This window comes from Streptomyces xanthophaeus, from assembly GCF_030440515.1.
In the GTDB taxonomy this organism is placed as follows: domain Bacteria; phylum Actinomycetota; class Actinomycetes; order Streptomycetales; family Streptomycetaceae; genus Streptomyces; species Streptomyces kutzneri.
In genome coordinates this window covers 2,878,880-2,901,024 of record NZ_CP076543.1, presented here as the reverse complement: position 1 = coordinate 2,901,024, position 22,145 = coordinate 2,878,880, and the positions used below count along the sequence as shown (strand labels likewise).

Here is a 22,145-nt window from a genome sequence, read left to right as displayed (position 1 = left end):
ACAAGTGGAACTGGCCCATTACTCGGACTTCGCCGTGCGCCTGGTCAACACCGAGGAGCCGGCCCGCAACAAGGACGCGCTCACCTCGGTGGACGCCGTCCGCGCCCTGTTCGGCGCGAGTCAGCAGATGGCGCGCCGCGTCACCGACGGCGACGTCACCCGCTTCCGCAACGTCCGCGGCCGCCTGCGCTCCGTATTCGAGGCCGCCGACGGCGGCGACCACGTCCTCGCGGTCGACCTGCTGAACTCGCTGCTCATGGAGTTCCCCGTCAGCCCCCAGGTGTCCGGCCACGAGACCCTCGACGACGACGGCCGCCCCGACTGGCACATCCACCTCGCCGAGCACCCCTCGAACGCCTCCGCCGGCTACGCCGCCATGGCCTCCATGGGCCTGGCCTTCGCCCTCACCGAGCACGGCCCCGACCGCCTCGGCCTGTGCCAGGCCGCGCCCTGCCGCAACGCCTACCTCGACACCTCCACCAACCGCTCCCGGCGCTACTGCTCCGACCGCTGCGCCACCCGGGCGAACGTGGCCGCCTACCGCGCCCGCAAGCGGCTGGAGGCCGAGGAGTCCGCCCGCAGCGGGCGCAGCGCCGAGACCGCCCAGGACAGCCGGGCCCTCAGCGAACGCTGATCCTCCTCGCGCGGCCTGAAGCGCAGCACCGCCGTCGCCAGCACCAGCTCCGCGGGCACCGCGCCGTAGACGGTGCTGTCGCCGGTCTCGTTGTACGGGTTGTCGCCGAGCACCCACCAGCTGCCGCCCGGCCGCCGCTCCACCGCGCGCTTGACCACCAGCAGGTCCTGCTGGAGCGGATGCCGCAGCACGACCACGTCGCCCGGCCGTACGGCAGCCCCGTACCGGACCACCAGCTGGTCCCCGTTCAGCAGCGTGGGCACCATCGACGCCCCCGTCACGTCCACCACCCCGAACCGCTTGCGCGGGCGCCCGTTCTCCACCATCCGTGTCCTCCTCGTCACCCCCGCATGCTGCCGCACGGGTCCGTACATTCGCTCACCGGTCCGGCCGCGCCCCTGGACTTTTGTCCTAAGCCCATGGGGGCGCCCGCGAAATCCGGTTGTTCAGCGAGTAATCTCCCCCTTGAGAAGACGATCACGAGGAGGACACACTCCATGCTTTCCCGCCTCTTCGCCCCCAAGGCGAAGGTCTCCGCCCACTGCGATCTTCCGTGCGGCGTGTACGACCCTGCCCAGGCCCGCATCGAGGCCGAGTCCGTCAAGGCCGTGCAGGAGAAGTACCAGGCCAACGAAGACGCCGACTTCCGCGCGCGCGCCATCACCATCAAGGAGCAGCGCGCCGAGCTCGCCAAGCACCACGTCTCGGTGCTGTGGAGCGACTACTTCAAGCCCCCGCACTTCGAGAAGTACCCGCAGCTGCACACCCTGGTCAACGACACCCTGAAGGCCCTTTCGGCCGCCAAGGCGTCGAACGACCCGGCGACCGGCGCGAAGGCTCTTGAGCTCATCGCCGAGATCGACCGCATCTTCTGGGAGACCAAGGCCGCCTGAGCCTTCCCTTCCCGTGCAGAGGGGCCCGTCCGCACCGGTGGACGGGCCCCTCTGCATGTACCGCGCCCCCGGCCGGTGCGGCGCGCCCCTGCCGGGCGCCCGGCTGCGTGTCCGGGGCGGGCGCCCGCTTCAGGAACGCGGGTCGTCCTGCCCGGCCCGGGCCTCGCGGACCGCGTCGAGGTGTCTTGTCTGCCGCCTCGTCAGCAACGCGTCGACCGGTTCGAGAAGGCGGTCCCAGGCGCGGTCGGCCTCCGGCGGCGTCCGCCGGCACGCGCGTGCACAGCCCTGGGCCGCGGCGATCGCCTTGTCGTAGAGGTCGTGATCCTCGGGAAGGGCGGCCGAGCGCTCGCGTCGCAGCCATGCGATCAGCCACCGCATGTCCCGGGGCCATTCGGGGTTCGCCAGGGAGCGCACGCGCAGGTATCCCAGCTGATCCCACCAACGGCGGCTGTGCCACGTGCGCGAGTGGGCCGGCGGCAGGCCGGGAGGCAGGTCTTTCACCGGACCCATGGTGCCCGGCGGCGGCACCCCGGCCGGCGGATTTCTCCGCCCGACGGTCCTGGCCCGCCCTGGCCGGGGACAGAACCGGCCATACGGGCGAGGTCCGGGCAGGGCCGTCAGGCCGCTGCCCGGACCCGGGGATCACTCGTCGTCCGCGTCCTCGTCGTCGTCCAGCCGGGCCAGCCACGTGGCCAGGCGTTCCACCGGGACCTCGAAGTCCGGGTTCAGGTCGACGAAGGTGCGCAGCTGCTCGGCGAGCCACTCGAAGGTGACCTCCTCCTCGCCGCGCCGCTTCTCCAGCTCCTCGATGCCGCGATCGGTGAAGTACAAGTCGGGCTCCGTGCCGTGATGGGGGTGTGCAGGGGGTGTTTCCCGCCAGGATAATCCGCCTTAAGGCGAGACCTCCCGCCTGCGCCCTTCCCGGGTCTAGCCTGGATGCCCAACGAGCGGGGGGTGCGGATGACGGACGGGCGCACGACCGGGTCCGCGCGCGCCTTCGAGCTTCTGGAGCCCCTCGTCCAGGCGGCGACCGTACGCGTTCACGCCCCGCCGGGCGGGTATGAGACCCCTCGCAGTCATCGGACCGGTCCCACGTGGGGGAGCGGCTTCTTCATCGCCCCCGGCTGGGTCCTGACGTGTGCGCACGTGGTCGGCGAAGGGGGTGCTGCGGTGCGTCTGACGGGACGCGAGGTCGGCATCACCTTTTCCGCCGGGAGCATCACCGGCACGGTCACCGGGCGCGTGGAGTGCGTCCTGCCCGAGCGGCTGGAGGAGCGGCGGCCCGGCCGGCACGCCCTGTGGGACCTGCCCGACCTCGCGCTGGTCAGGGTGCTGGCCCCCGTCTCGCACGCCTGCGTGTGGCTGACCGACCGTTCCAGACCGCGTTTCGACGAGGTCGCCTACTTCGGCTGCACCGAGGACCTCGGCACCCCCGAGATCACCGGCCGCACCACCCGGCTGCGCGGCACCGCCGGGAACGGCGCGGCCATCCGGCTCGGCGACGACGACGAGATCGAGCCCGGCATGTCCGGCGGGCCCGTGGTGGACCTCGCCCGCGGCGAGGTCGTCGGCGTGCTCAAGGCCCGGCGGCAGGCCGGCGGCGGCGGGCTCGCCGTCTCCGTCGTACAGCTGCGCACCCTGCCGATGGCCGCGCGGGGCCAGGTCGGGCTCTACCGCCGGATCATGCAGGCCCACGACCTGTACCACTACGACCAGCACCTCAGCGATCTCGACAACCGCCGGACCTGGACGGACGTGCACGGCGAACTCCCGCCGGAGGAGGGCGACCCGTACGCCGGCCGGGGCCGGCTCACCCCCGGCGAACGCACCACCCTGTACGGGCTGCTGGCCGAACTGCCGCCGCCCGGCTCCTCCGAGGTCGTACGCGCCCTGGTCGAGGAGGCGCGCGGCGAGGAGCCGGACCCGCTGCCGCCGGCCCCGCTGAGCTGGCGCGACGGGCTGGGCCTGCTGCACGACCCGCCCGGCGGGACGGGCGAGGCCGCGGCGATGCTCCGGTACGCGACGGACGTGAGCGTGGCCGAGTACCGGGAGCCGGTCACGCCGGGCGCGGACGAGGAGCTGTGGGACTGGGTACGGGCCACGGCCGAGCGGCTGTGGCGGCCGCTGCGGCGTGAGCTGGGCGAGCGCCACGAGCGGGGCCTCGCCGAGCGCGAGCGGCGCCGCCGGGCCTCGGCCGGGCGGACGGCGCACGGCCCGGCGCGGCGGTCCGGCGGGCTGCCGCCCGGGGCCTCGGTGCTGCTGGAGGTCTGGGCGCACGGCTGGGAGGACGTCTACGACTGGCGGGTCTCGGTGCTGGCCGGTCCCGCGCACGCCGGGCGGGTGACACCCGTGGACTCGGGCGTACGGGCCACCCTGGCGGGCCTGCCGGAGGCCTTACGGGCCCCGCTCGCCGAGGGCTTCCGGCGCTGCGACACCCACGAGGCGGCGGCCCTGCTCGAAGTGGCCGTGGCTCCCGCGCTGTTCGGGCTCGCGGTGGACGAATGGGTGGTGGTGGGCGGCGTACCGCTCGGCGTGCAGCGGCCGGTGGTCCTGCGTCACCCCGCCGGAGCGAACCCGGGCGCCGTGAGCACGGGCGCAGCGAGCCCGGGCGCCGCCGGCCCGGGCGCGGGCGGGGCCCGGGAGCACCCCGCCGACCGCGAGGGCACCGACGCGTCCGCACGCTGGGCACGGGTCCAGGCAGGACCGCTGCAGGACGAACGCGCCGACTGCATAAGGGGACGCCCGCGCAGCCCCGCCGCCGAGTGGCTGAGCGGACTCCCCGACAACACCGTGCCGGTGCACTGCCGGGCGGCCGACCAGGAGCCCACGCTCGGGTCGCTGCACGCGGTACGGGACGCCGGGTACGGGGTGGTGGTCACCCGCCGGCCACCGCCGGACCCGGGGGCCTCGTGCGCGCCCTTCCACCGAGGGCTGCGGGAGGAACTGGCCGACGCCGGGCGGGCGGAGGTGCTCCCGGTACGCCTGCAGAACCTGCGGGGGCGGGCCTACGGGGCGGATCCCGACGCCTACTGGGCGGCCGGGACGGGGCTGGTGTGGGAGGACCCGGCGCGGCCGCTGCCGGACGAGGAGCCCCTCCAGGGCGACCTGTGACGGGGCCGGCACGGACGACGCGAGGGAGGGAGCAGGAGCACCATGAATGACGAGTGGCTCATATACCGCGGGGTGGGCGAGCCCCACGACGGGATCGACGCCCTGCCCGACCCGCCCCCCTGGCGGGACTTCGACGGCGGCCCCGTCGCGGAACCGGGCGGTCCGGCCCAGGCCGCCGACGGCAACGTGGCCCGGCGGCTCGGGGCGCACCGGCAGGCCGCCGAGCTGCACCGGCCGGAACCGGAGGAGCTGGAGGCCATCAACGCCGCCCTCTACCTGCGGCGGCCGCTGCTCGTCACCGGCTTCCCCGGCACCGGGAAGTCCACCCTCGCGCACGCCGTCGCCCACGAGCTGAAGCTGGGGCGCGTGCTCCGGTGGCCGGTGGTGTCCCGCACCGTGCTCCAGGACGGCCTGTACCGGTACGACGCCCTGGCCCGGCTGCAGGACGTCCAGATCGCCGCGAGCGGCGGAGGCGGCCCGGCCGCCTCCCAGGACACCGGGGTCCCCGGCATCGGGAAGTACATCCGGCTCGGGCCGCTCGGCACCGCCCTGCTGCCGACCGCCCGGCCCCGCGTCCTGCTCATCGACGAGCTCGACAAGAGCGACATCGACCTCCCCAACGACCTGCTGAACGTGCTGGAGGAAGGGGAGTTCGCCCTCCCCGAGCTGGAACGGGTCGCCGACAGCGAGCCCGAGGTCCAGGTGCTCACCGACGACGGGACCAAGGTCACCGTCCGCGGCGGCCGCGTGCGCTGCCGGGCCTTCCCCTTCATCATCCTGACCAGCAACGGGGAACGGGACTTCCCCGCCGCCCTGTTACGCCGCTGCATCCAGCTGAAGCTCGGGCAGCCCGGCGAGAAACGGCTCGCCACCATGGTCCGCGCCCACCTCGGCGAGGAGGCCGCCCGCCTCGGGGCCGACCTGATCCGGGAGTTCCTCAGCCGCTCCCAGTCCGAGCTGGTCGCCGCCGACCAGCTGCTCAACGCCGTCTACCTGACCCACTACGCCGCCCCGCCCACCCGGGAGGACCTCGCGGACCTGCTCATCCAGCGCCTCGACCGTCCGAGGTGATCGGCCGTGGCATCCGCCGGCGCGCCCGGCGTCCGTGAACTGGCCGCGCTGCTGCGCGCCGCCGGGCTCGACCCGTCCGCCGGGGAGATCGCCGACGCCCTGTGGCTGGCCGGGCACATCGGCGGGCCCGCGCAGGCCGCCCCGGGCGGGCCGGGGCCGGGCGGCCCGCAGACCGCGCCCGAGGAACCGGGCGGGGAGCCCGCCGAGCCCGTACGCGCAGAGACGGAGGCCGACGCGCCGGTCGGGCTCTACGCCCCCGGGGCGGCCCGGGCCGACGGCGCCGCCGGGGAACGGCCGCAGGAGTCGCCCGAGGAATACGGAGTGCCCGTGCGCGTGCCCGGGGCCGCCGCGCTGCCCCGCATCCTCGACATCCAGCGGGCCCTGCGCGCCCTCCAGCGGCACCGCCCGCCCGGCCCGCCCACCCGGCTGGTGATCGACGAGGCGGCCACCGCCGAGGCCAGCGCCCGCGCCCTCGGACTGGTCATCCCGGTGCTCCGGCCGGCGAGCCGGCGCGAGGCGACCGTACGGCTGGTGATGGACGCGTCCCCGTCCATGGCCGTCTGGCAGGACATGTTCGAGGAACTGCGGTCCGTGTGCGAGCGGTTGGGTGCCTTCCGGGACGTCCAGGTGCACTATCTGCACCGCCTCGCCGACGGCACGGCAGCGCTCGGCCGCAGCCCCGCACCCGGCTGCGTACGCGCCTCCGGCCTGCGCTCCGGTGACCAGTTGCGGGACCCGACCGGCCGGGCCCTGACCATGGTGGTCTCCGACTGCGCCGGGCCGCTGTGGCGCGAGGGCACGGCACAGCGGCTGCTGCATCGGTGGGCCGAGTGCACCCCGTGCATGGTCGTCCAGCCGCTGCCGCAGCGGCTGTGGGGGCGCAGCTGGCTGCCCACCGAGCGGGGCACGCTCACCCGGCCGGAGGGCGGCGGGCAAAGGCTCACGTTCCGGCCGGACCGGCCGCCGCTGCCGGGGCGGCCCACGGGCGGGCTGACGGTGCCGGTGCTGCCGCCGAGCGCGACCGCCCTCGGGACCTGGGCCCGGCTGCTGGCCGGGCTGACGGCCGGGCCCGTACCGGCCGAGGTGGGCCGGGTACTGGCCGGCCATCCGGCCGCGCCCCTGCCGCCGCCGCGCGCGGTGCGGCCGCCGCGCGAACTGGTGGCGCGGTTCCGCTCCTCGGCCGCGCCCCGGGCCGTACAGCTCGCGGTGTACCTGTCGGCGGCGCCGCTGACGCTGCCCGTGATGCGGCTCGTGCAGCGCACGATGCTGCCGGACTCCGAACCCTCCGACCTGGCGGAGGTGCTGCTGAGCGGGCTGCTGCGGCGCAGCGGGCCCGGACCGGGGCACTGGTACGAGTTCGTCCCCGGGGTGCAGGACGTACTGCTGGGGCCGCTGGGGCGGGACGAGGCCGCGCTGGTGCTCAAGCACTGCTCGGAGTACGTGCTGGCGCACTTCGGCCGGGGCGTACGGAACTTCCCCGCGCTCGCCGTCTCCCAGCTGACCGGGACCCCGCCGGCGGTCGCCGACCCCGGACCCGAGGAGGACGAGCGGGCGCCCGAGGGCCGGCTCCCGCAGGCCTTCGCACAGGTTTCGGCCAAAGTCGTACGGCGCTACCTGCCCGGGATGCCGCAGGAGGGCCCCGCGGTACGCCGGCCCCCAGCGGCCCCGGTGCCCACCCGGGCCGGGGCCGTGCGCGCCGCCCGGGACCGGCTCGCGGACGCCGACGCCGACGGGGACGGCGGCGCGCGGGCGCTGTACGAGGCCGTGGCGGTGCTCCGGCGGGCGGTGACGGCCCCGGCGGGACCCGGCGATCCCCCGGAGGAGGCGGAGACCGAGCTGGCGGGGGCGCTGCTGCGGCTGTGGGCGGCCCAGCGGGACCCGGAGCTCCTGGCCGAGGCGGAACGGGCCGTGACCGGGCTGCGGACGGCACGGGCGGGGGCGGTGCTCGGCCGGGTGCTGTACGAGCGCGCGCTGGCCGCCGGACCGGACGCGGAGCTGCTGGCGGCGGCGGACATGCAGTTCGCGGCGGCCGGAGCCGCGGCCGACCCGGAACTGCGCCGGGACTGCGCGGTGCGGCGTGCGGAGACCCTGATCCGGCTGAGCGGGCTGCGGGACGAGGCGGGCGCGCTGCGCGAGGCCCGGGCTGCCCTCGAACCCCTGGCGGGCCGGGCGCCGGGCGCGGACCCGGCCGCCGCACCCGGCCCGGACGGCGGCCCGGACGGCGCCACGGACGGCGCCCCCGACGGCGGCCCGGCCCCGTACCCCGAGCTGCACCTGGCCCTCGGCCGCGTCCTGCTGGCCCTGCTGCCCCGCACCCCGGACGCGGCCGAGCGCACGGCCCTGGCCGCACAGGCCGCGGCCCGCCTCGCCGCGGCCCTGACCGCCCCGCCCGGCGCCCATGGCCGCACCGGCCCGGGCACCGGCCAGGTACGGGTGGAACTCGCCGACGCGCTGCGCCACCTGCCCGGCAGGCTGGAGGAGGCCGCCGGGCAGCTGGAGGCGGCCCTGGCCGAGGCGGGTGGGGACCCGGAGCTGCGGGTGGCCGCCCTGGTGTGCCTGGCGCGCGTACACCGGGAGCGCTACGCGCGGGACGCCGACCCGACGGCACTGGAGGACGCGGCCGAGGCGTACGCCCGGGCCCGCCGGCTGATCCCCCGCGACGCGGAGGCCTTCGGGGAACTGCTGCCCGAGTGGGGCGACGTACTCCTGGACCGGGCCCGGGCCGCCGACGGGCGGCGGTTCACCGGGGCCGCCGTACGCGTCCTGCGCGACAGCCGGGCCGCGGTCCCGCAGTCCGACCCCGGCGCGGCCCACCGGCTGCTGCGGCTGGCCACGGGGCTGCGGCTGCGGCACACGTACGAGGGCGACCCGGTGGACCTGCGGGAGGCCGAGTACCTGCTGGAACTGGCCGTCCGGCACAGCCGCGACCCGCTGGAACAGGCCCGCATCTGGCGGGACCACGGCGACGTCCAGCAGGAGATCCACGGCCACACCCGGGCGCTGGAGCGCCTCGACCGGGCGGCGGACTCCTACCGGAGGGCCTGGCGGGCCGCCCTGGAGGCCGACGTGGAGGAGCGCGAGGACACCGCCGTCCAGCTGGCCGCCCGGGTACAGCAGTTGCGCGGTGACGTGCTGGAACGCCTCGCCCGGCCCCGCGCGGCCCTGGACGCGTACCGCTCGGCGCTGGAGCTGTGGACGCGGACCCGCGAGGGGGCCGCAGGGCGCTCGGAGGCGGTACGCGCGCGGATCCTGGCCCTGGAGGCCGGGCTCTGACGCCCGGGCCCGGGGCGCGGCCGGGCCGGGGCCGCCGTTTCCACGGACCGGCCGACGGGAAAGGGAAGTTGACCATCCAAGTTGACCATCCGGTGTGCGACGCGACAGGGGGCCCGGCGGCACATGGCGACGAAGCAGCAGGAAGTGGCGGCGGCGACCCCGGGATGCCCGGGGCGGCTGCCGGATCTCTCCGGGCTGGACCTGGCGGCGCTGCGCGGGATCGACCATCCCGTGCTGGCCCAGGTGATCGAGGGCATGGTCGAGCGGGTGACCCATCCCGCGGAGATCCTCAACGCCTTCGACTCCAGCGTGGCCTGATCGCGAGCACCATGCCTGATCCGTCCCACCTTGAAACCGAGTTGACCACTTTCCGCCGTTAGCCGGGACCGTCCCCAGGGCAGGGATGGACCGTCCGCCGGGGTGTCCCCGGGCGGCTGTTGCCGGGGGAGGGAGGTGCGGCGATGCGGCGAGCGGTCACGAGCGGAACCCCGCTGCCCGCGCCCCCCGACCCCACCGCGCCCCCTGAGCCCACCGCGCCCCCTGAGCCCACCGCGCCTCCCGGCCCCACCGCGCCTCCCGGCCCCACCGCGCCCCCCGGCCCCGACCCGCACGCCGAGCCTGCCCCGCCCCCCGGCCCCGACCTGCACGCCGAGCCTGCCCCGCACGCCGGCCCCGCCGACGCGCTTCCCGCCGTGCCCGCCGAAGCGGCGGCCGCCGGCCAGCGGCTGCGTCACGCCCGGTACGCGCCCTGGCCCTACACCCGGCTCGACGTGGCCGCCGCGCGGGCCGCGGGCCACCGGCCCCACCCGATACGCCAGTTCGTCCTCAAGACCCGCAGCCGCTGCAACCTCGCCTGCACCTACTGCTACGTCTACGAGATGGCCGACCAGGGCTGGCGCGACCAGCCGCCCGCCATGACCCCCGCCACCACCGCCCGCGCCGCGCAGCGGATCGCCGAGCACGCCGCCGCCCACGACCTGCCCCGGATCGACCTCGTCCTGCACGGCGGCGAACCGCTGCTCACCGCCCCCGCCCAACTGGCCGCGCCCGTGGAAGCCGTCCGGGCCGCCGTGGCCGGGGCCGCCCCGCGCACCCGGGTCACCGCCACCGTCCAGACCAACGGCACCCTGCTCACCCGCGGCCGCCTCGCCGCCCTGGCCGCCGCCGGGATCCGCGTCGGCGTCAGCCTCGACGGCGGGCTGCCCGTGCACAACACCCGCCGGGTGGACCACGCCGGACGGCCCGGCTTCGCGTCCGCCGCCCGCGGCCTGCGGCTGCTGGCCCGCCATCCGCAGAGCTACGCCGGGGTGCTCTGCGTCGTCGATCTCGACCACGACCCGGTGGAGACCTACGAGTCCCTGCTCGCCTTCGCCCCGCCCAGCATCGGGCTGCTCCTGCCGCTCGCGAACTGGAGCGATCCGCCTCCCGGCCACCACCCGGGCCGGACCCCGTACGCGGACTGGCTCCTCGCCGTCTTCGAGCGCTGGTGGCACGACGGCGTACGGCGCACCCGGATCCGGCTCTTCGAGGAGATCATCGCCCTGCTGCTCGGCCTGCCCACCACCACCGAGACCCTCGGGCTCACGCCCGCCGCCACCGCCGTGATCGAGACCGACGGCTCCATCGAACAGGCCGACTCACTGAAATCCGCGTACGAGGGGGCCGCCGCGACCGGGATGACCCTCGACACCCACAGCTTCGACCAGCTCCTCGACCACCCCGGACTCGCCGCCCGCCAGCTCGGCCGGGACGCGCTCGCCGCCCGGTGCCGCGCCTGCGACCTGGTCGACGTGTGCGGCGGAGGGCACTACCCGCACCGCTACCGCGCCGGCGAGGGCTTCCGCCAGCCGTCCGTGTACTGCGCCGACCTCCAGCCCCTGATCCGGCACATCGCCGCCGCCGTCCAACAGGCCGCGCAGACCGCCCGGCCCGCCGCCGAAGGCCGCCCCGCCGAAGCCCCCGCGCCCGTCGTCCCCGCCGCCGAAGCCCCCACGACCGAAGGCGCCACACCCCCCGCCGCCACACCCCCCGCCGCCGCTCCCCCCGCCGTCCACCCCCCGGCGGTCGCCTCATGACCGACGCCCTCACCGCCTTCACCGTCTCCTCACCCACCCTGCGCGCCCTCGCCTCCACCGAACCCTCCGTGGAAGGCACCCGCCTGGTCCGCGACGTACGCCGCTCCAAGCGCCTGCTCCTGCTGCGCGCGGTCCTCGACGCCGCCCCCGGCGGCCGGTCCGGGGAGACCGCCGACCACTGGGCCCTCCTGGAGGAGGCCGAGCGCCGCGACGCGGCCGCCGTGCGCGACGTCCTGCACTACCCGGCCACCGGGGTGTGGGCCGAGGAGACCCTGCGCCGGCTGCACGCCCCCTGCGGCGCTCCGCCCGACCTCGGACACCTCGGGGCCCTCGCCGTCGCCGCCGCCCTGCGCGCCGGGATCCCCTTCAGCCACACCCTGCGGCCCCTGCACGGCCGGCTCGTCCTGCCCACCCTCGGACTGCTGCGTCCGGACCGCCCCGGCCCGCTCGCCCTCTCCGAACGCTCCTGGGACCCCGACGACCCCGCCACCGTGCCCCTGCACGCCCTGCCCGGCGGCCGGACCGCCCTCGACGACCTCGACCCCTACCGGGCACCCGGCCCCGGGCAGCCGGCCCCCGTCCGCCCCGCCCGCCGGCTCACGCCCAAGGGCCACAAGCGGTGGGACACCCAGTGGTCCGGCGCGCTCACCCTGCTCCGGCGCTACGACACCATCCGCGCCGAGGAGACCGTCCAGCTGCTGCGCTCCGTCGTACCGCTGGCCGGCGGCTCCCGCTCCAGCGGTGCCACCCTCCCTGCGGCCGCGGGCTCCGTACTCGCCCGCGCCCAGGCCCCGCCCGCGCTCGCCGCGACCCTCGTGCACGAGGTCCAGCACGGCAAACTGACCGCCCTCACCGACGTGCTGACCCTGCACACCGCCGATCACACGCCCCGCCACTGGGCCCCCTGGCGCAGCGACCCCCGCCCCCTGGAGGGCCTGCTGCACGGCGCCTACGCCCACCTGGCCCTCGCCGGGTACTGGCAGCGCGCCGCCCTCTACGGGGCCCGCGGCGCCTGGGCCCAGCACGCCCGGATCCGCGCACAGGTGGCCGCCGTCCTGCCCACCCTGCGGGCGCACGAACAACTGACGACCGCGGGGCGGGAGTTCACCGACGCGATGGGGGCCGCCGAACGCGCCATGGACGACCTGCCGCCGCCAGGCGACCAGCACACCGCAGCCCGCCGCGCCGTCGACCGCGAACGCCGCGCCTGGTGCGAGGCACACCCCGAACTCGCGCCGTTCGCACACGGCTGACGGACCGTCCGCTGCGGTACCTTTCAAGCCCGTCCACCGCCCGGATTCCAGGGAGACGGCCCGATGACCACCGGTAGTCGCCAGGACCGTGAACCGGCGGCGCAGCAGCCGCCCCAGCCGCCCCAGCCGCAGCGATTCGTCATCAGCTTCGCGGGGTTCAACCGCCCCTGGGCGGTGTGGATCGCGCACCGCCTGGAGGAGCACGGCCACCGCGTCACCCTCCAGCGCTGGGACCCGCAGAACAGCCCCGGCATCGACCAGGCCCTCGACGACCTGGCCCGCTCCGGCAGCCGGGTCCTCCTCGTCCTCAGCGAGCGCTACTTCTCCGCCGGCACCCACACCGACGAGCAGTGGAACACCGCCCTGCGCGCCGTCACCGACCGCCACCCCGACCGCTTCGCGGCGGTCTGCCTCACCGACGCCCCGCTGCCCAGCGCCGTCGCCGTACTGGAGAAGACCGACCTGTGGGGCCTGGACGCGTACGAGGCCGAGTACCGCGTGCTGCGCCGCCTGGAACTGCCCACCGACCGGATCGGCACCGAGACCGGCCGCCGCGGCCCCCGCTTCCCCAACGACCCGCCGGAGATCTGGGGCCGCGTCCCGCGCCGCAACCCCCGCTTCACCGGCCGCAACGACGTCATCGGCAACCTGCGCGAGGCGCTCACCGAAGCCCCGCCCGGCGCGTCCACCGTCACCCTCCTCGGGCTCTCCGGCGTCGGCAAGACCCAGGTCGCCACCGAGTACGCCTACCGCTTCGCCTCCGAGTACGACATCGTGTGGTGGGTCCCCGCCGAGGACCGGCCCACCCTGCGCGAACGCCTCGCCGACCTGGCCCCCGCGCTCGGGCTGCCGCGCGGCGCCGGCAGCTACGGCGAGCAGATCCGGGCCGTCCTCGAAGCGCTGCGGCGCGGGAACCCGTACGGCCGCTGGCTGATGGTCTTCGACGGCTGCGACAACCCGGACGACCTGATCGACCTGCTGCCCTCCGGCGCGGGCGACGTGATCATCACCTCCCGCAACCGCGAGTGGGCCGCCCGGCACACCAGCCTGGTCGAGGTCCCGCTCTACGCCCGCCCCGAGTCGATCACCTTCATCCGCCGCCGGGCCCTGCGCCTGACCGCCGACGAGGCCGACCAGCTCGCCGAGGCCCTGGAGGACTACCCGCTCGCCCTCGACCAGACCGCCGGCTGGCTCGCCGACTCCCCGCTGCCGGTCGGCGACTACCTCGTCCTGCTCCAGCACCGGATGGACTCCCGCGAGGCCGTCGCGGTCTCCGAGGACTACCCCCTGCCCTTCCCCACCGCCCTCGCCATACTGCTCAACAACGTCCGGGAGAACTTCCCCGACGCCCTCGCGCTGCTCCGGCTGTTCGTCTTCTTCGCCCCCGGCCCGGTGCCGCTGCGCCTGCTGCGCGAGTTCCCCGCCGACGACGTGCCCGAACAGCTCGCCGGGCTGATCAACGACCAGATCCGGTGGAACGCCGCCCTCAACAAACTCGTCCAGTTCTCCGTCGTCCGGCTGGAGTACTCCGACCTGGCCGTGGAGGAGGGCGGCAGCGGGCTGGAAACCGTACAGCTGCACCGCATGGTCCACGGCATCGTCCGCGAGGACCTCTCCGAGGCGGAGGCAGAGCCTCTGGCCCGCGCCGTACGCCAGGTCCTCGCCGCCGCCGACCCGGGCCGCCCCTCGGACTCCCGCCTGTGGCCCCGCTACGCCGAACTCATCCCGCACCTGGCCACCTCCGGCGTGCTCACCAGCAGCAACCCGCGCATCCAGAACTTCCTGCTCCACTGCCTGCGCTACCTGATCCTCGCCGGGGAGTACCGCACCTGCCTGCGCCTGTCCGAGGAGACCGACCTGATCTGGCGGGCCCTGCTCGGCGAGGACCACCCCAAGGTCCGCGAACTCAGCTACCAGTACGGCGAAGCCCTGCGCAACCTCGGCCTGTTCCGGCGCGCCGAGACCCTCACCCGCGCCCGCGCCGACCGGCTCGCCGGGGAACGCGGCGACCGCGACCTGGAAACCCTGCGCGCCACCAGCTCGTACGGCGGGGTCCTGCTGTGCATCGCCCGCTTCGAACCGGCCCGGGAGATCTTCGAGCACTGCCTGGCCACCTACCGCGAACTGCTCGGCGAGGACGACTCCACCACCCTCGCCGCCCAGAACAACCTGGCCGCCACCTACCGCCTGCTCGGCCGCTACCAGGACGCCTACGACCTCGACCTGGACACCCTGCGCCGCCGCGAACGGGTCCTCAGAACCCACCACATCTCCACCCTGTCCTCCGGGATCGCCTGCGCCATGGGGCTGCGGCTGATGGGCCGCTACCACGAGGCCCAGACCCGGCAGGAACAGGGCGTGAAGATCAACACGCAGGTGCTGGGCCTGGAACACCCGCAGACCCTGCGCGCCGAGCACAACCTCGGGATGTGCCTGCGCCGCTCCGGGGACATCCCCGGCGCCGGCCTGCGGCTGCGGACCGTGTGGGAACGGGCCACCAGGGTCTTCGGGGCCGACTACCCGTGGACCCTGATGGTCGCCTCCGACTACGCCACCTACCTCAGGGAGTACGGGGACATCGGCGAGGCCCGCCGGATCTCCGAGGACGTGGTCCGCGGCTACCAGTCCCAGCTCGGCCTCGCCCACCCGTACAGCATCGGCACGGTCGGCAACCTCGGCCTCGTGCTGCGGGCCCAGGGGGAGCGCGCGGCCGCCCTCTCGCTCGCGGAGCAGGCACTGGTGGGCATGCGGGGCGCACTCGGCGACCGGCACCCGTGGACGCTGGGCTGCGCCCTGAACGCCACCGGCCACCGCAACATCACCGGGCGGCTGGAGGACGCGCTGGACCTGAGCCGGGAGACGCTGCGCGGGGCCGAGCGGGTCCTGGGGCCGGACCACCCGATGGCCCTGAGCGCCCAGATCGCCCTGGCGGCGGACCTCCGGTCGGTACGGGATTACGAGGAGGCGGCGAAACACGAGGACGCGGGCATCAAGGGCCTCACCCGCACCCTGGGCGCCCAGCACGTCCACACGATCTCGGCGAAGCAACAGACGAGGCCGTACTGGGACTTCGAGCCACAGCCGTAGGGCATCGGGGATGTCCTGGGGGTTTCCCGTCAGTCCCATCGTCTCTCCGGTTCGGGCCGGTCCCTCAAGGGCGCTCCTTCGTCGCGTCACTGCGTGATGGCCTCCGGCCACCCTTGACCGACCGTCCCGCCCCGGAAAGTCGAAGACTGCCGGGAAGCCCCCGAAGGAACGGGCCGGGCGACAAGAGCCCCCGGGGACGTCGGCGATGCCCGGGCGGGTGCCCGACGGGGCGGATCCAGAGGCGGGGCCCATCCGCACCGGATCCCGGGTCCGGGCCGGCCGAAGCTCCGTCACGCGGTGGTCGGATGGGATTGTCGGCCTGCCGGGCGTCCTGGACGCCTCAGATCGCTACGCGCTCCTCCATCACGGGCGGCGAACGGCCGACCCTGGCACCAAGCGTCCGCTGCGGGGCACGGGTGCCCGTTCCTATGGGCGTCGGGGCGGGGTTGTTCCCGTTCGGTGGACGGGAACAACCCTCACGGGTTACAGGCCCGGGATTCCGGTGAGGACGGGGCCGTTGTCGATCTGCCTGCCCTGGCCCTTGGCCCTGTCGCGTTCCGCGGGCGTGACGCACTGGGTGTCGCCCTCCCACTTCTCCCGCCAGACGTAGCCGGGCTTGCAGGTGCTCGGTCCGTAGGCGCCGCCGCCGGGTTGGCGGTTGGGGTTGGCGTCGTGGACCCTCTGGCGTTCTGCCGGTGTGACGCACTGGGTGTCGCCGTCGTAGCTGTCCCGCCAGACGTAGCCGGGCTTGCAGGTGCTCGGTCCGTAGGCGCCGCCGCCGGGTTGGCGGTCGGGGTTGGCGTCGTGGACCCTCTGGCGCTCCTCCGGTGTGACGCACAGGGCGTCCCCGTCGTAGCTGTCCCGCCAGACGTAGCCGGGCTTGCACGTATTCGGCCCGTAGGCACCCCCGCCGGGCTCGCGGTTGGGGTCGTCGGCTTCGGCGCGGACGCCGGCCGTGGCACGGGGCGGGTGGCCGATCGCGGCCGAGGCCGGCAACGCGACGGCTCCGGAGATGAAGGCGACCGAGGCGACGGGTATGACGAAGCGCGCGATGCGCCGCTTGGGCCGGGTCGTGGCCGGGGTGTGGACGTCGTTGGACATGGTGGGCTCCTTGAAGGTGTGGACCGACTGGTTCTTGGCCCCGCGGTCCGCGCCGCGGGGTCACACCTCCAGTACGCCCGCCGGCGCCGGTCCCGGTCACGTCCCGCAAGCACGTGACTTGACAGGACGGGGCACGACGGGAAGAGGGCCGGGGACGCCGGAAGGCCCGGCCCCCGTGGGGGGCCGGGCCCGGTGTTACTTGAGCTGGATGCTGGCTCCGAATATGTTGCCGACCTCCGCGCATTCCTTGACGTCATCGCGGCTGAAATAAGGGGTGCTGGCGGTGCCGGTCAGTCCCTTCGCGGTCGAGGTGCAGTACCACTTGCGCGGCCCCTTGTAGGCCACCTTCCAGACCTCGCTCTTTCCTGCCGCCATGTTTCCGGAGCACTGCGTCGCGATATCCGTGTGGACGCAGATGTTCGCGATGGTCGCCGAGAAATTGCTGAGGCGGAAGGCCGCGACCGGTGCCGCCTGGCTCGCAGGTGCGGTCACGATCATTCCCGCACCGACAGCTGCCACCATCCCGGCGACCGTGGCCAGCTTGGTGGTCCGCTTCATGGTTCGAGACATGTTTCCTCCAGTTGTGGTATTTCTGCGCTTCGATTTCGGACACTGTTTTACGGGTGTAATTCGCGATCGCCCGACATGCCCGTCGACTTTCCGTGCATTCACGGCTGCCGTGCGAGCTCGCCGCGCTCCCGGCGGGCCGGGTCCGCCTCCTCGCGCACCCGGTCGAGTCGCTCCTCCAGGTGGGCGACCCGCTCGCGGTAGCGCTCCAGCTCGGCCCGCACGAACTGCACGTCGGACACCTGCTGTGCGGACTCCTGGCGAATCTTGTCCGTCTCCGCCTCGAACCGGTGCCTGGCCACGTCCAGTTGGGCGATGGCCAGGTCCGCGGCCTCCTCCGCCAGCGCGGTGCGCCGCTCCGCGGCCTGCGTCGCGGTCCGGATGCGCTCCTCGGCCGCGGTCGAGTCCGTGATGATCGCGAGCTCCTCGATGTAGCCCGGCAGGTCCGTGGACAGCTGGGAGATGAGCGCCACGAGGTCGGCGCGGGCGCCGGAACCGTCCTGGCCCGCCCTCCTGGCCTCGGCCCCCCGGCGTTTCTCGTCCTTGCGCTGCTGCCGCTTGGCCCGGAACCTGCGGAACGCCCCCAGCGCGTTGTGATCCGGGTGGGCGCAGTACATGGGCCCGGGGTTGCCGGGGGTCGGCTCCTCGGGGTGGTTGGTGCACTCCGGGTAGGCGCAGAGAGGAAGCGTCTCGACCGTCATCGTCCTGCTTTCTCATGAGATTTCGGGTTCGTCGGAGACAACCGGTATCGGGCGCGGATCGCGCCGTCCGGTCGCACTCGGTGATGTACGAACACGCTAGAGGCAGCAGGGGAGTTGTGGGCGTCCCGAGAGGGGGGCGTCATGAATCGGTAAGATCATCGGCCGTCCGGGCCACGACAGCCGGAAGGCCCGGCCCCCGTGAGGGGCCGGGCCTTCCGTACTGCTGGGATCGGGGCGGGGTTACGCCTCGAAGACCTCGTTCAGCAGGAGCTGCTGCTCCGCCTGGTGGCGCTTCGCGGAGCCCACCGCCGGCGACGAGCCGTGCGGGCGCGAGATGCGCCGCAGGCGCTCGCCCGACGGGACCTCCGCGCCGACCGCCAGGTCGAGGTGGTCGATCAGGTTCAGCGCGATGAACGGCCACGCACCCTGGTTCGCCGGCTCTTCCTGGGCCCAGATGTACTTCGCCGCGTTCGGGAACTTGGCGATCTCCGCCTGGAGTTCCGCGCCCGCCAGCGGGTACAGCCGCTCGATGCGGATGATCGCGGTGTCCGTGATGCCGCGCTTCTCGCGCTCGGCCTCCAGGTCGTAGTAGACCTTGCCGGCGCAGAAGACGACCTTGCGGACCGCGTTCGCGTCCACCGTGGTGTCACCGATGACCGGACGGAACGAACCGGTCGTGAACTCCTCCGCCTTCGACGCCGCGGCCTTCAGACGCAGCATCGACTTCGGGGTGAAGACGATGAGCGGCTTGTGGTGCGGGTTGTGGACCTGCCAGCGCAGCAGGTGGAAGTAGTTCGACGGGAGGGTGGGCATGGCCACCGTCATGTTGTCCTGCGCGCACATCTGGAGGAAGCGCTCGGGACGCGCGGACGAGTGGTCCGGGCCCTGGCCCTCGTAGCCGTGCGGGAGGAGCAGCGTGACGCCGGAGGTCTGGCCCCACTTCTGCTCGGCCGAGGAGATGAACTCGTCGACGACGGTCTGCGCGCCGTTGACGAAGTCACCGAACTGGGCCTCCCAGAGGACCAGCGCGTCCGGACGGGCCAGCGAGTAGCCGTACTCGAAGCCCATGGCCGCGTACTCGGAGAGCAGCGAGTCGTAGACGTTGTAGCGGGCCTGGTCCTCGGACAGGTAGAGGAGCGGGGTGTAGTCCTCGCCCGTCTCCCGGTCGATGAGGACCGCGTGGCGCTGGCCGAAGGTGCCGCGGCGGGAGTCCTGGCCGGACAGCCGGACCGGGGTGCCCTCCATCAGCAGCGAGCCGAAGGCGAGGGTCTCGCCCATGCCCCAGTCGATGGTGCCCTCGTCGATCATCGCCGCGCGGCGCTGCAGCTGCGGCAGCAGACGCGGGTGGACGGTGACGCCCTCGGGGATGGTGACCTGGGACTCGGCAATCCGCTTGACGACGTCCTGGGAGATCGCGGTGTTCACGGCGACCGGGAAGTCGGCGGACGGGGCCGGGGCGGCCGGCGCGGCGACCGCAGGCTGCGTGGCGGCCTCGCGGACCTCCGCGAAGACCTTCTCCAGCTGGCCCTGGAAGTCCTGGAGCGCCTGCTCGGCCTCTTCCAGCGTGATGTCGCCACGACCGATGAGGGACTCGGTGTAGAGCTTGCGCACCGAGCGCTTCTTGTCGATCAGGTCGTACATCAGCGGCTGCGTGAAGGCCGGGTTGTCGGACTCGTTGTGGCCGCGGCGGCGGTAGCAGATGAGGTCGATGACCACGTCCTTGTTGAACGCCTGGCGGAACTCGAAGGCCAGACGGGCCACGCGGACGACCGCTTCCGGGTCGTCACCGTTCACGTGGAAGATCGGCGCCTCGATCATGCGGGCCACGTCGGTCGCGTACATCGAGGAACGCGAGGACTCCGGGGCGGCGGTGAAGCCGACCTGGTTGTTGATGACCACGTGCACGGTGCCGCCGGTGCGGTAGCCGCGCAGCTGCGACATGTTCAGCGTCTCGGCGACCACACCCTGGCCCGCGAAGGCCGCGTCGCCGTGGAGCGCGAGCGGGAGGACCGTGAAGTCCGTGCCGCCCTTGTTGATGACGTCCTGCTTGGCGCGGGCGACACCCTCCAGGACCGGGTCGACCGCCTCCAGGTGCGAGGGGTTCGCGACGAGCGAGACCTTGATCTGCTCGCCGTCCAGGCCGGTGAAGGTGCCCTCGGCGCCCAGGTGGTACTTGACGTCGCCGGAGCCGTGCATGGACTTCGGGTCGAGGTTGCCCTCGAACTCGCGGAAGATCTGCGCGTACGACTTGCCGACGATGTTCGCGAGCACGTTCAGGCGGCCGCGGTGGGCCATGCCGATGACGACCTCTTCGAGGCGGGCCTCGGCGGCCGAGTCGATGACGGCGTCGAGCAGCGGGATGACGGACTCGCCGCCCTCCAGGGAGAAGCGCTTCTGGCCGACGTACTTCGTCTGCAGGAAGGTCTCGAAGGCCTCCGCCGCGTTCAGCCGGCGCAGGATGCGCAGCTGCTCCTCGCGCTCCGGCTTGGAGTGCGGGCGCTCGATGCGGTCCTGGATCCAGCGGCGCTGCTTCGGGTCCTGGATGTGCATGAACTCGACGCCGGTGGTACGGCAGTACGAGTCGCGCAGCACGCCGAGGATGTCGCGCAGCTTCATCATCGACTTGCCGGAGAAGCCGCCGACCGCGAACTCGCGCTCCAGGTCCCACAGGGTGAGGCCGTGCTCGGTGATGTCGAGGTCGGGGTGCTTGCGCTGCTTGTACTCCAGCGGGTCGGTGTCGGCCATGACGTGGCCGCGGACCCGGTAGGAGTGGATCAGCTCGAAGACGCGGGCGGCCTTCGTGACGTCGTCGTCGTGCGAGGCGTCGATGTCCCGGTTCCAGCGGACGGGCTCGTACGGGATGCGCAGCGACTCGAAGACGGCGTCGTAGAAGCCGTCCTCGCCGAGCAGCAGGTTCGCGACGATGCGCAGGAACTCGCCGGAGGCCGCACCCTGGATGACCCGGTGGTCGTAGGTCGAGGTCAGGGTCATGACCTTCGAGATGCCCAGCTTGTTCAGGGTGTCCTGCGAGGTGCCCTGGAACTCGGCCGGGTAGTCCATGGAGCCGACGCCCATGATGACCGACTGTCCGGGCATCAGGCGGGGCACGGAGTGGACGGTGCCCAGGCCGCCGGGGTTGGTGAGGGAGCACGTCACGCCGGTGAAGTCGTCCATCGTCAGCTTGCCGACGCGGGCGCGGCGGACGATGTCCTCGTAGGCCTGCCAGAACTCGAAGAAGTTGAGGGTCTCGGCCTTCTTGATGCCGGCGACGACGAGCTGGCGGTCGCCGTTGGGCTTCACCAGGTCGATGGCGAGGCCGAAGTTCACGTGGTCGGGCTTGACCAGGGTCGGCTTGCCGTCCTTCTCCGCGAAGGAGTAGTTCATCGACGGCATGGCCTTGATCGCCTGCACCATCGCGTAGCCGATCAGGTGCGTGAAGGAGATCTTCCCGCCCCGGGCGCGCTTGAGGTGGTTGTTGATGACGATGCGGTTGTCGAACAGCAGCTTCACCGGGACGGCGCGGACGGAGGTGGCCGTCGGCACGTCGAGGGAGGCGTTCATGTTCTTGGCGACGGCAGCCGCCGGGCCGCGGAGCGTCACCAGCTCGGGGCCCGCGGGGGCCTCGGTGGCGGGCGCGGCCTTCTGGGGGGCTACGGCGGAGGGGGCGGGCGCGGCCGGTGCGGCGGCCGGGGCCTGGGAGGTGACAGTCACAGCAGGGGCACCAGAGGGGGTGGCAGGAGCAGGGGCAGGAGCTGACACAGGCGCAGGCGCTGGCGCGGCGGCAGCCGCTCCAGTGGAGCCGGTGCTCGCAGCGGGTGTCGGGGCAGGGGCTGCGGCGCGCGCCGCCCCCGTGGCGGCGGCGTCGGTGGCCTGCGGCCCCGCGGTGACGGTGGTGGCGGCCTGTGCGGAGGCGCCGTCCGTCGTCGCGGGCTTCTGGGGACCGTCCGACTTCACCGGAGCGACAGCGCCACCCGGCTTGTAGTCGGCGAAGAAGTCCCACCAGGCCCGGTCGACCGAATTCGGGTCCTGGAGGTACTGCTGATAGATCTCGTCGACGAGCCACTCATTGGCGCCGAAGCCTGAGGCAGGGTTCTTCCCGCCCTCTGCTGCTTCGGTCGTGGTGCTCGAGTTACTGGGGGACTGTGGCGACACGGCGGCAACCGCCCTCTTCCGCTTCACAAGGTATGGACAGCGGGAATAAAGGCTACGCCTCCTCGGGCGCTGCATGCAGGCCGGGCGGGACTTACGTCGTGCAGGTCACATCGAACGGCGGGTTTCGGGACGTGGAATGGCGGGAAACGAGCCTGGTTCGGGTAGGCGGCACCCAGGTTGCGGCCCCCTTGGCTTCGCACCCCTGACGGACCCCGGGTACGTGTGGC

16 protein-coding genes are annotated in these 22,145 nt (G+C 73.9%); 9 read left to right on the top strand and 7 right to left on the bottom strand.

Going from position 1 to position 22,145, the window contains the following annotated elements:
* The first annotated feature begins 4 nt into the window (after positions 1–4).
* A complete protein-coding gene (locus KO717_RS12280; RefSeq protein WP_301366503.1) occupies positions 5–634 on the top strand; it encodes a CGNR zinc finger domain-containing protein in 630 nt (209 codons plus the stop codon).
* Here the strand turns inward: KO717_RS12280 and sodX are convergent.
* Positions 538–960, bottom strand: coding sequence for a nickel-type superoxide dismutase maturation protease (gene sodX, locus KO717_RS12275; protein ID WP_301366502.1), 423 nt, complete (start codon positions 958–960; stop codon positions 538–540). The two genes, KO717_RS12280 and sodX, sit on opposite strands and share 97 nt — an antisense overlap.
* Before the next feature lie 171 nt (positions 961–1,131).
* On the opposite strand from sodX, the gene sodN reads away from it, so the two are divergent.
* On the top strand, positions 1,132–1,527 hold the full coding sequence (gene sodN, locus KO717_RS12270) for a superoxide dismutase, Ni (protein ID WP_030009413.1): 396 nt from the start codon (positions 1,132–1,134) through the stop codon (positions 1,525–1,527).
* Between the two features lie 129 nt (positions 1,528–1,656).
* Here sodN and KO717_RS12265 read toward each other — a convergent pair whose 3' ends face one another.
* Positions 1,657–2,028 carry a hypothetical protein gene (locus tag KO717_RS12265; RefSeq protein ID WP_301366501.1) on the bottom strand — a complete coding sequence of 124 codons (372 nt, stop codon included), beginning with the start codon at positions 2,026–2,028 and terminating at the stop codon, positions 1,657–1,659.
* A 141-nt stretch (positions 2,029–2,169) separates the two neighbouring features.
* Entirely contained in the window at positions 2,170–2,358 is a 189-nt protein-coding gene (locus KO717_RS12260; RefSeq protein WP_030009408.1) for a DUF6104 family protein, read from the bottom strand.
* Between the two features lie 105 nt (positions 2,359–2,463).
* Here KO717_RS12260 and KO717_RS12255 point away from each other — a divergent pair, with 105 nt between their 5' ends.
* The 7 genes from KO717_RS12255 to fxsT all read left to right on the top strand — a co-directional run bounded on the left by KO717_RS12255 (position 2,464) and on the right by fxsT (position 15,397).
* Entirely contained in the window at positions 2,464–4,638 is a 2,175-nt protein-coding gene (locus KO717_RS12255) for a trypsin-like peptidase domain-containing protein (RefSeq protein ID WP_367401520.1), read from the top strand.
* Between the two features lie 42 nt (positions 4,639–4,680).
* The gene (locus KO717_RS12250; protein ID WP_301366500.1) at positions 4,681–5,709 is read left to right on the top strand and encodes an AAA family ATPase; all 1,029 of its coding nucleotides are present in this window, start codon (positions 4,681–4,683) and stop codon (positions 5,707–5,709) included.
* Between the two features lie 6 nt (positions 5,710–5,715).
* The gene (locus KO717_RS12245) at positions 5,716–8,982 is read left to right on the top strand and encodes an SAV_2336 N-terminal domain-related protein (RefSeq protein ID WP_301366499.1); all 3,267 of its coding nucleotides are present in this window, start codon (positions 5,716–5,718) and stop codon (positions 8,980–8,982) included.
* A 123-nt stretch (positions 8,983–9,105) separates the two neighbouring features.
* Positions 9,106–9,300 (top strand): FxSxx-COOH cyclophane-containing RiPP peptide, encoded by a 195-nt coding sequence (gene fxsA / locus KO717_RS12240; RefSeq protein ID WP_301366498.1) that lies wholly within the window; start codon positions 9,106–9,108, stop codon positions 9,298–9,300.
* A 143-nt stretch (positions 9,301–9,443) separates the two neighbouring features.
* On the top strand, positions 9,444–11,057 hold the full coding sequence (locus tag KO717_RS12235; protein ID WP_301366497.1) for an FxsB family cyclophane-forming radical SAM/SPASM peptide maturase: 1,614 nt from the start codon (positions 9,444–9,446) through the stop codon (positions 11,055–11,057).
* A complete protein-coding gene (locus KO717_RS12230) occupies positions 11,054–12,310 on the top strand; it encodes an aKG-HExxH-type peptide beta-hydroxylase (RefSeq protein ID WP_301366496.1) in 1,257 nt (418 codons plus the stop codon). Before KO717_RS12235 ends, KO717_RS12230 begins: the two co-directional genes overlap by 4 nt.
* 63 nt (positions 12,311–12,373) lie before the next feature.
* Positions 12,374–15,397: an FxSxx-COOH system tetratricopeptide repeat protein gene (gene fxsT / locus KO717_RS12225; RefSeq protein WP_301366495.1), complete on the top strand. Its 3,024-nt coding sequence runs from the start codon at positions 12,374–12,376 to the stop codon at positions 15,395–15,397.
* A 483-nt stretch (positions 15,398–15,880) separates the two neighbouring features.
* Here the strand turns inward: fxsT and KO717_RS12220 are convergent, their stop codons facing one another.
* The 4 genes from KO717_RS12220 to KO717_RS12205 form a co-directional block, all read right to left on the bottom strand.
* Complete coding sequence (locus KO717_RS12220) at positions 15,881–16,498, bottom strand: hypothetical protein (protein ID WP_301366494.1); 618 nt, start codon at positions 16,496–16,498, stop codon at positions 15,881–15,883.
* A 195-nt stretch (positions 16,499–16,693) separates the two neighbouring features.
* Positions 16,694–17,056 (bottom strand): hypothetical protein, encoded by a 363-nt coding sequence (locus tag KO717_RS12215; protein ID WP_301366493.1) that lies wholly within the window; start codon positions 17,054–17,056, stop codon positions 16,694–16,696.
* Between the two features lie 110 nt (positions 17,057–17,166).
* Entirely contained in the window at positions 17,167–17,766 is a 600-nt protein-coding gene (locus KO717_RS12210; protein WP_301366492.1) for a hypothetical protein, read from the bottom strand.
* A gap of 240 nt (positions 17,767–18,006) precedes the next feature.
* Positions 18,007–21,918 (bottom strand): multifunctional oxoglutarate decarboxylase/oxoglutarate dehydrogenase thiamine pyrophosphate-binding subunit/dihydrolipoyllysine-residue succinyltransferase subunit, encoded by a 3,912-nt coding sequence (locus KO717_RS12205; protein WP_301366491.1) that lies wholly within the window; start codon positions 21,916–21,918, stop codon positions 18,007–18,009.
* Between the last annotated feature and the right edge of the window lie 227 nt (positions 21,919–22,145).

Coding starts and splice junctions, on each gene's coding strand:
- sodX (WP_301366502.1), bottom strand. CDS start 960: ATGGTGGAGAACGGGCGCCCGCGCAAGCGGTTCGGGGTGGTGGACGTG.
- sodN (WP_030009413.1), top strand. CDS start 1,132: ATGCTTTCCCGCCTCTTCGCCCCCAAGGCGAAGGTCTCCGCCCACTGC.
- KO717_RS12255 (WP_367401520.1), top strand. CDS start 2,464: ATGCCCAACGAGCGGGGGGTGCGGATGACGGACGGGCGCACGACCGGG.
- KO717_RS12250 (WP_301366500.1), top strand. CDS start 4,681: ATGAATGACGAGTGGCTCATATACCGCGGGGTGGGCGAGCCCCACGAC.
- fxsA (WP_301366498.1), top strand. CDS start 9,106: ATGGCGACGAAGCAGCAGGAAGTGGCGGCGGCGACCCCGGGATGCCCG.
- KO717_RS12235 (WP_301366497.1), top strand. CDS start 9,444: ATGCGGCGAGCGGTCACGAGCGGAACCCCGCTGCCCGCGCCCCCCGAC.
- KO717_RS12230 (WP_301366496.1), top strand. CDS start 11,054: ATGACCGACGCCCTCACCGCCTTCACCGTCTCCTCACCCACCCTGCGC.
- fxsT (WP_301366495.1), top strand. CDS start 12,374: ATGACCACCGGTAGTCGCCAGGACCGTGAACCGGCGGCGCAGCAGCCG.
- KO717_RS12220 (WP_301366494.1), bottom strand. CDS start 16,498: ATGTCCAACGACGTCCACACCCCGGCCACGACCCGGCCCAAGCGGCGC.
- KO717_RS12215 (WP_301366493.1), bottom strand. CDS start 17,056: ATGAAGCGGACCACCAAGCTGGCCACGGTCGCCGGGATGGTGGCAGCT.
- KO717_RS12210 (WP_301366492.1), bottom strand. CDS start 17,766: ATGACGGTCGAGACGCTTCCTCTCTGCGCCTACCCGGAGTGCACCAAC.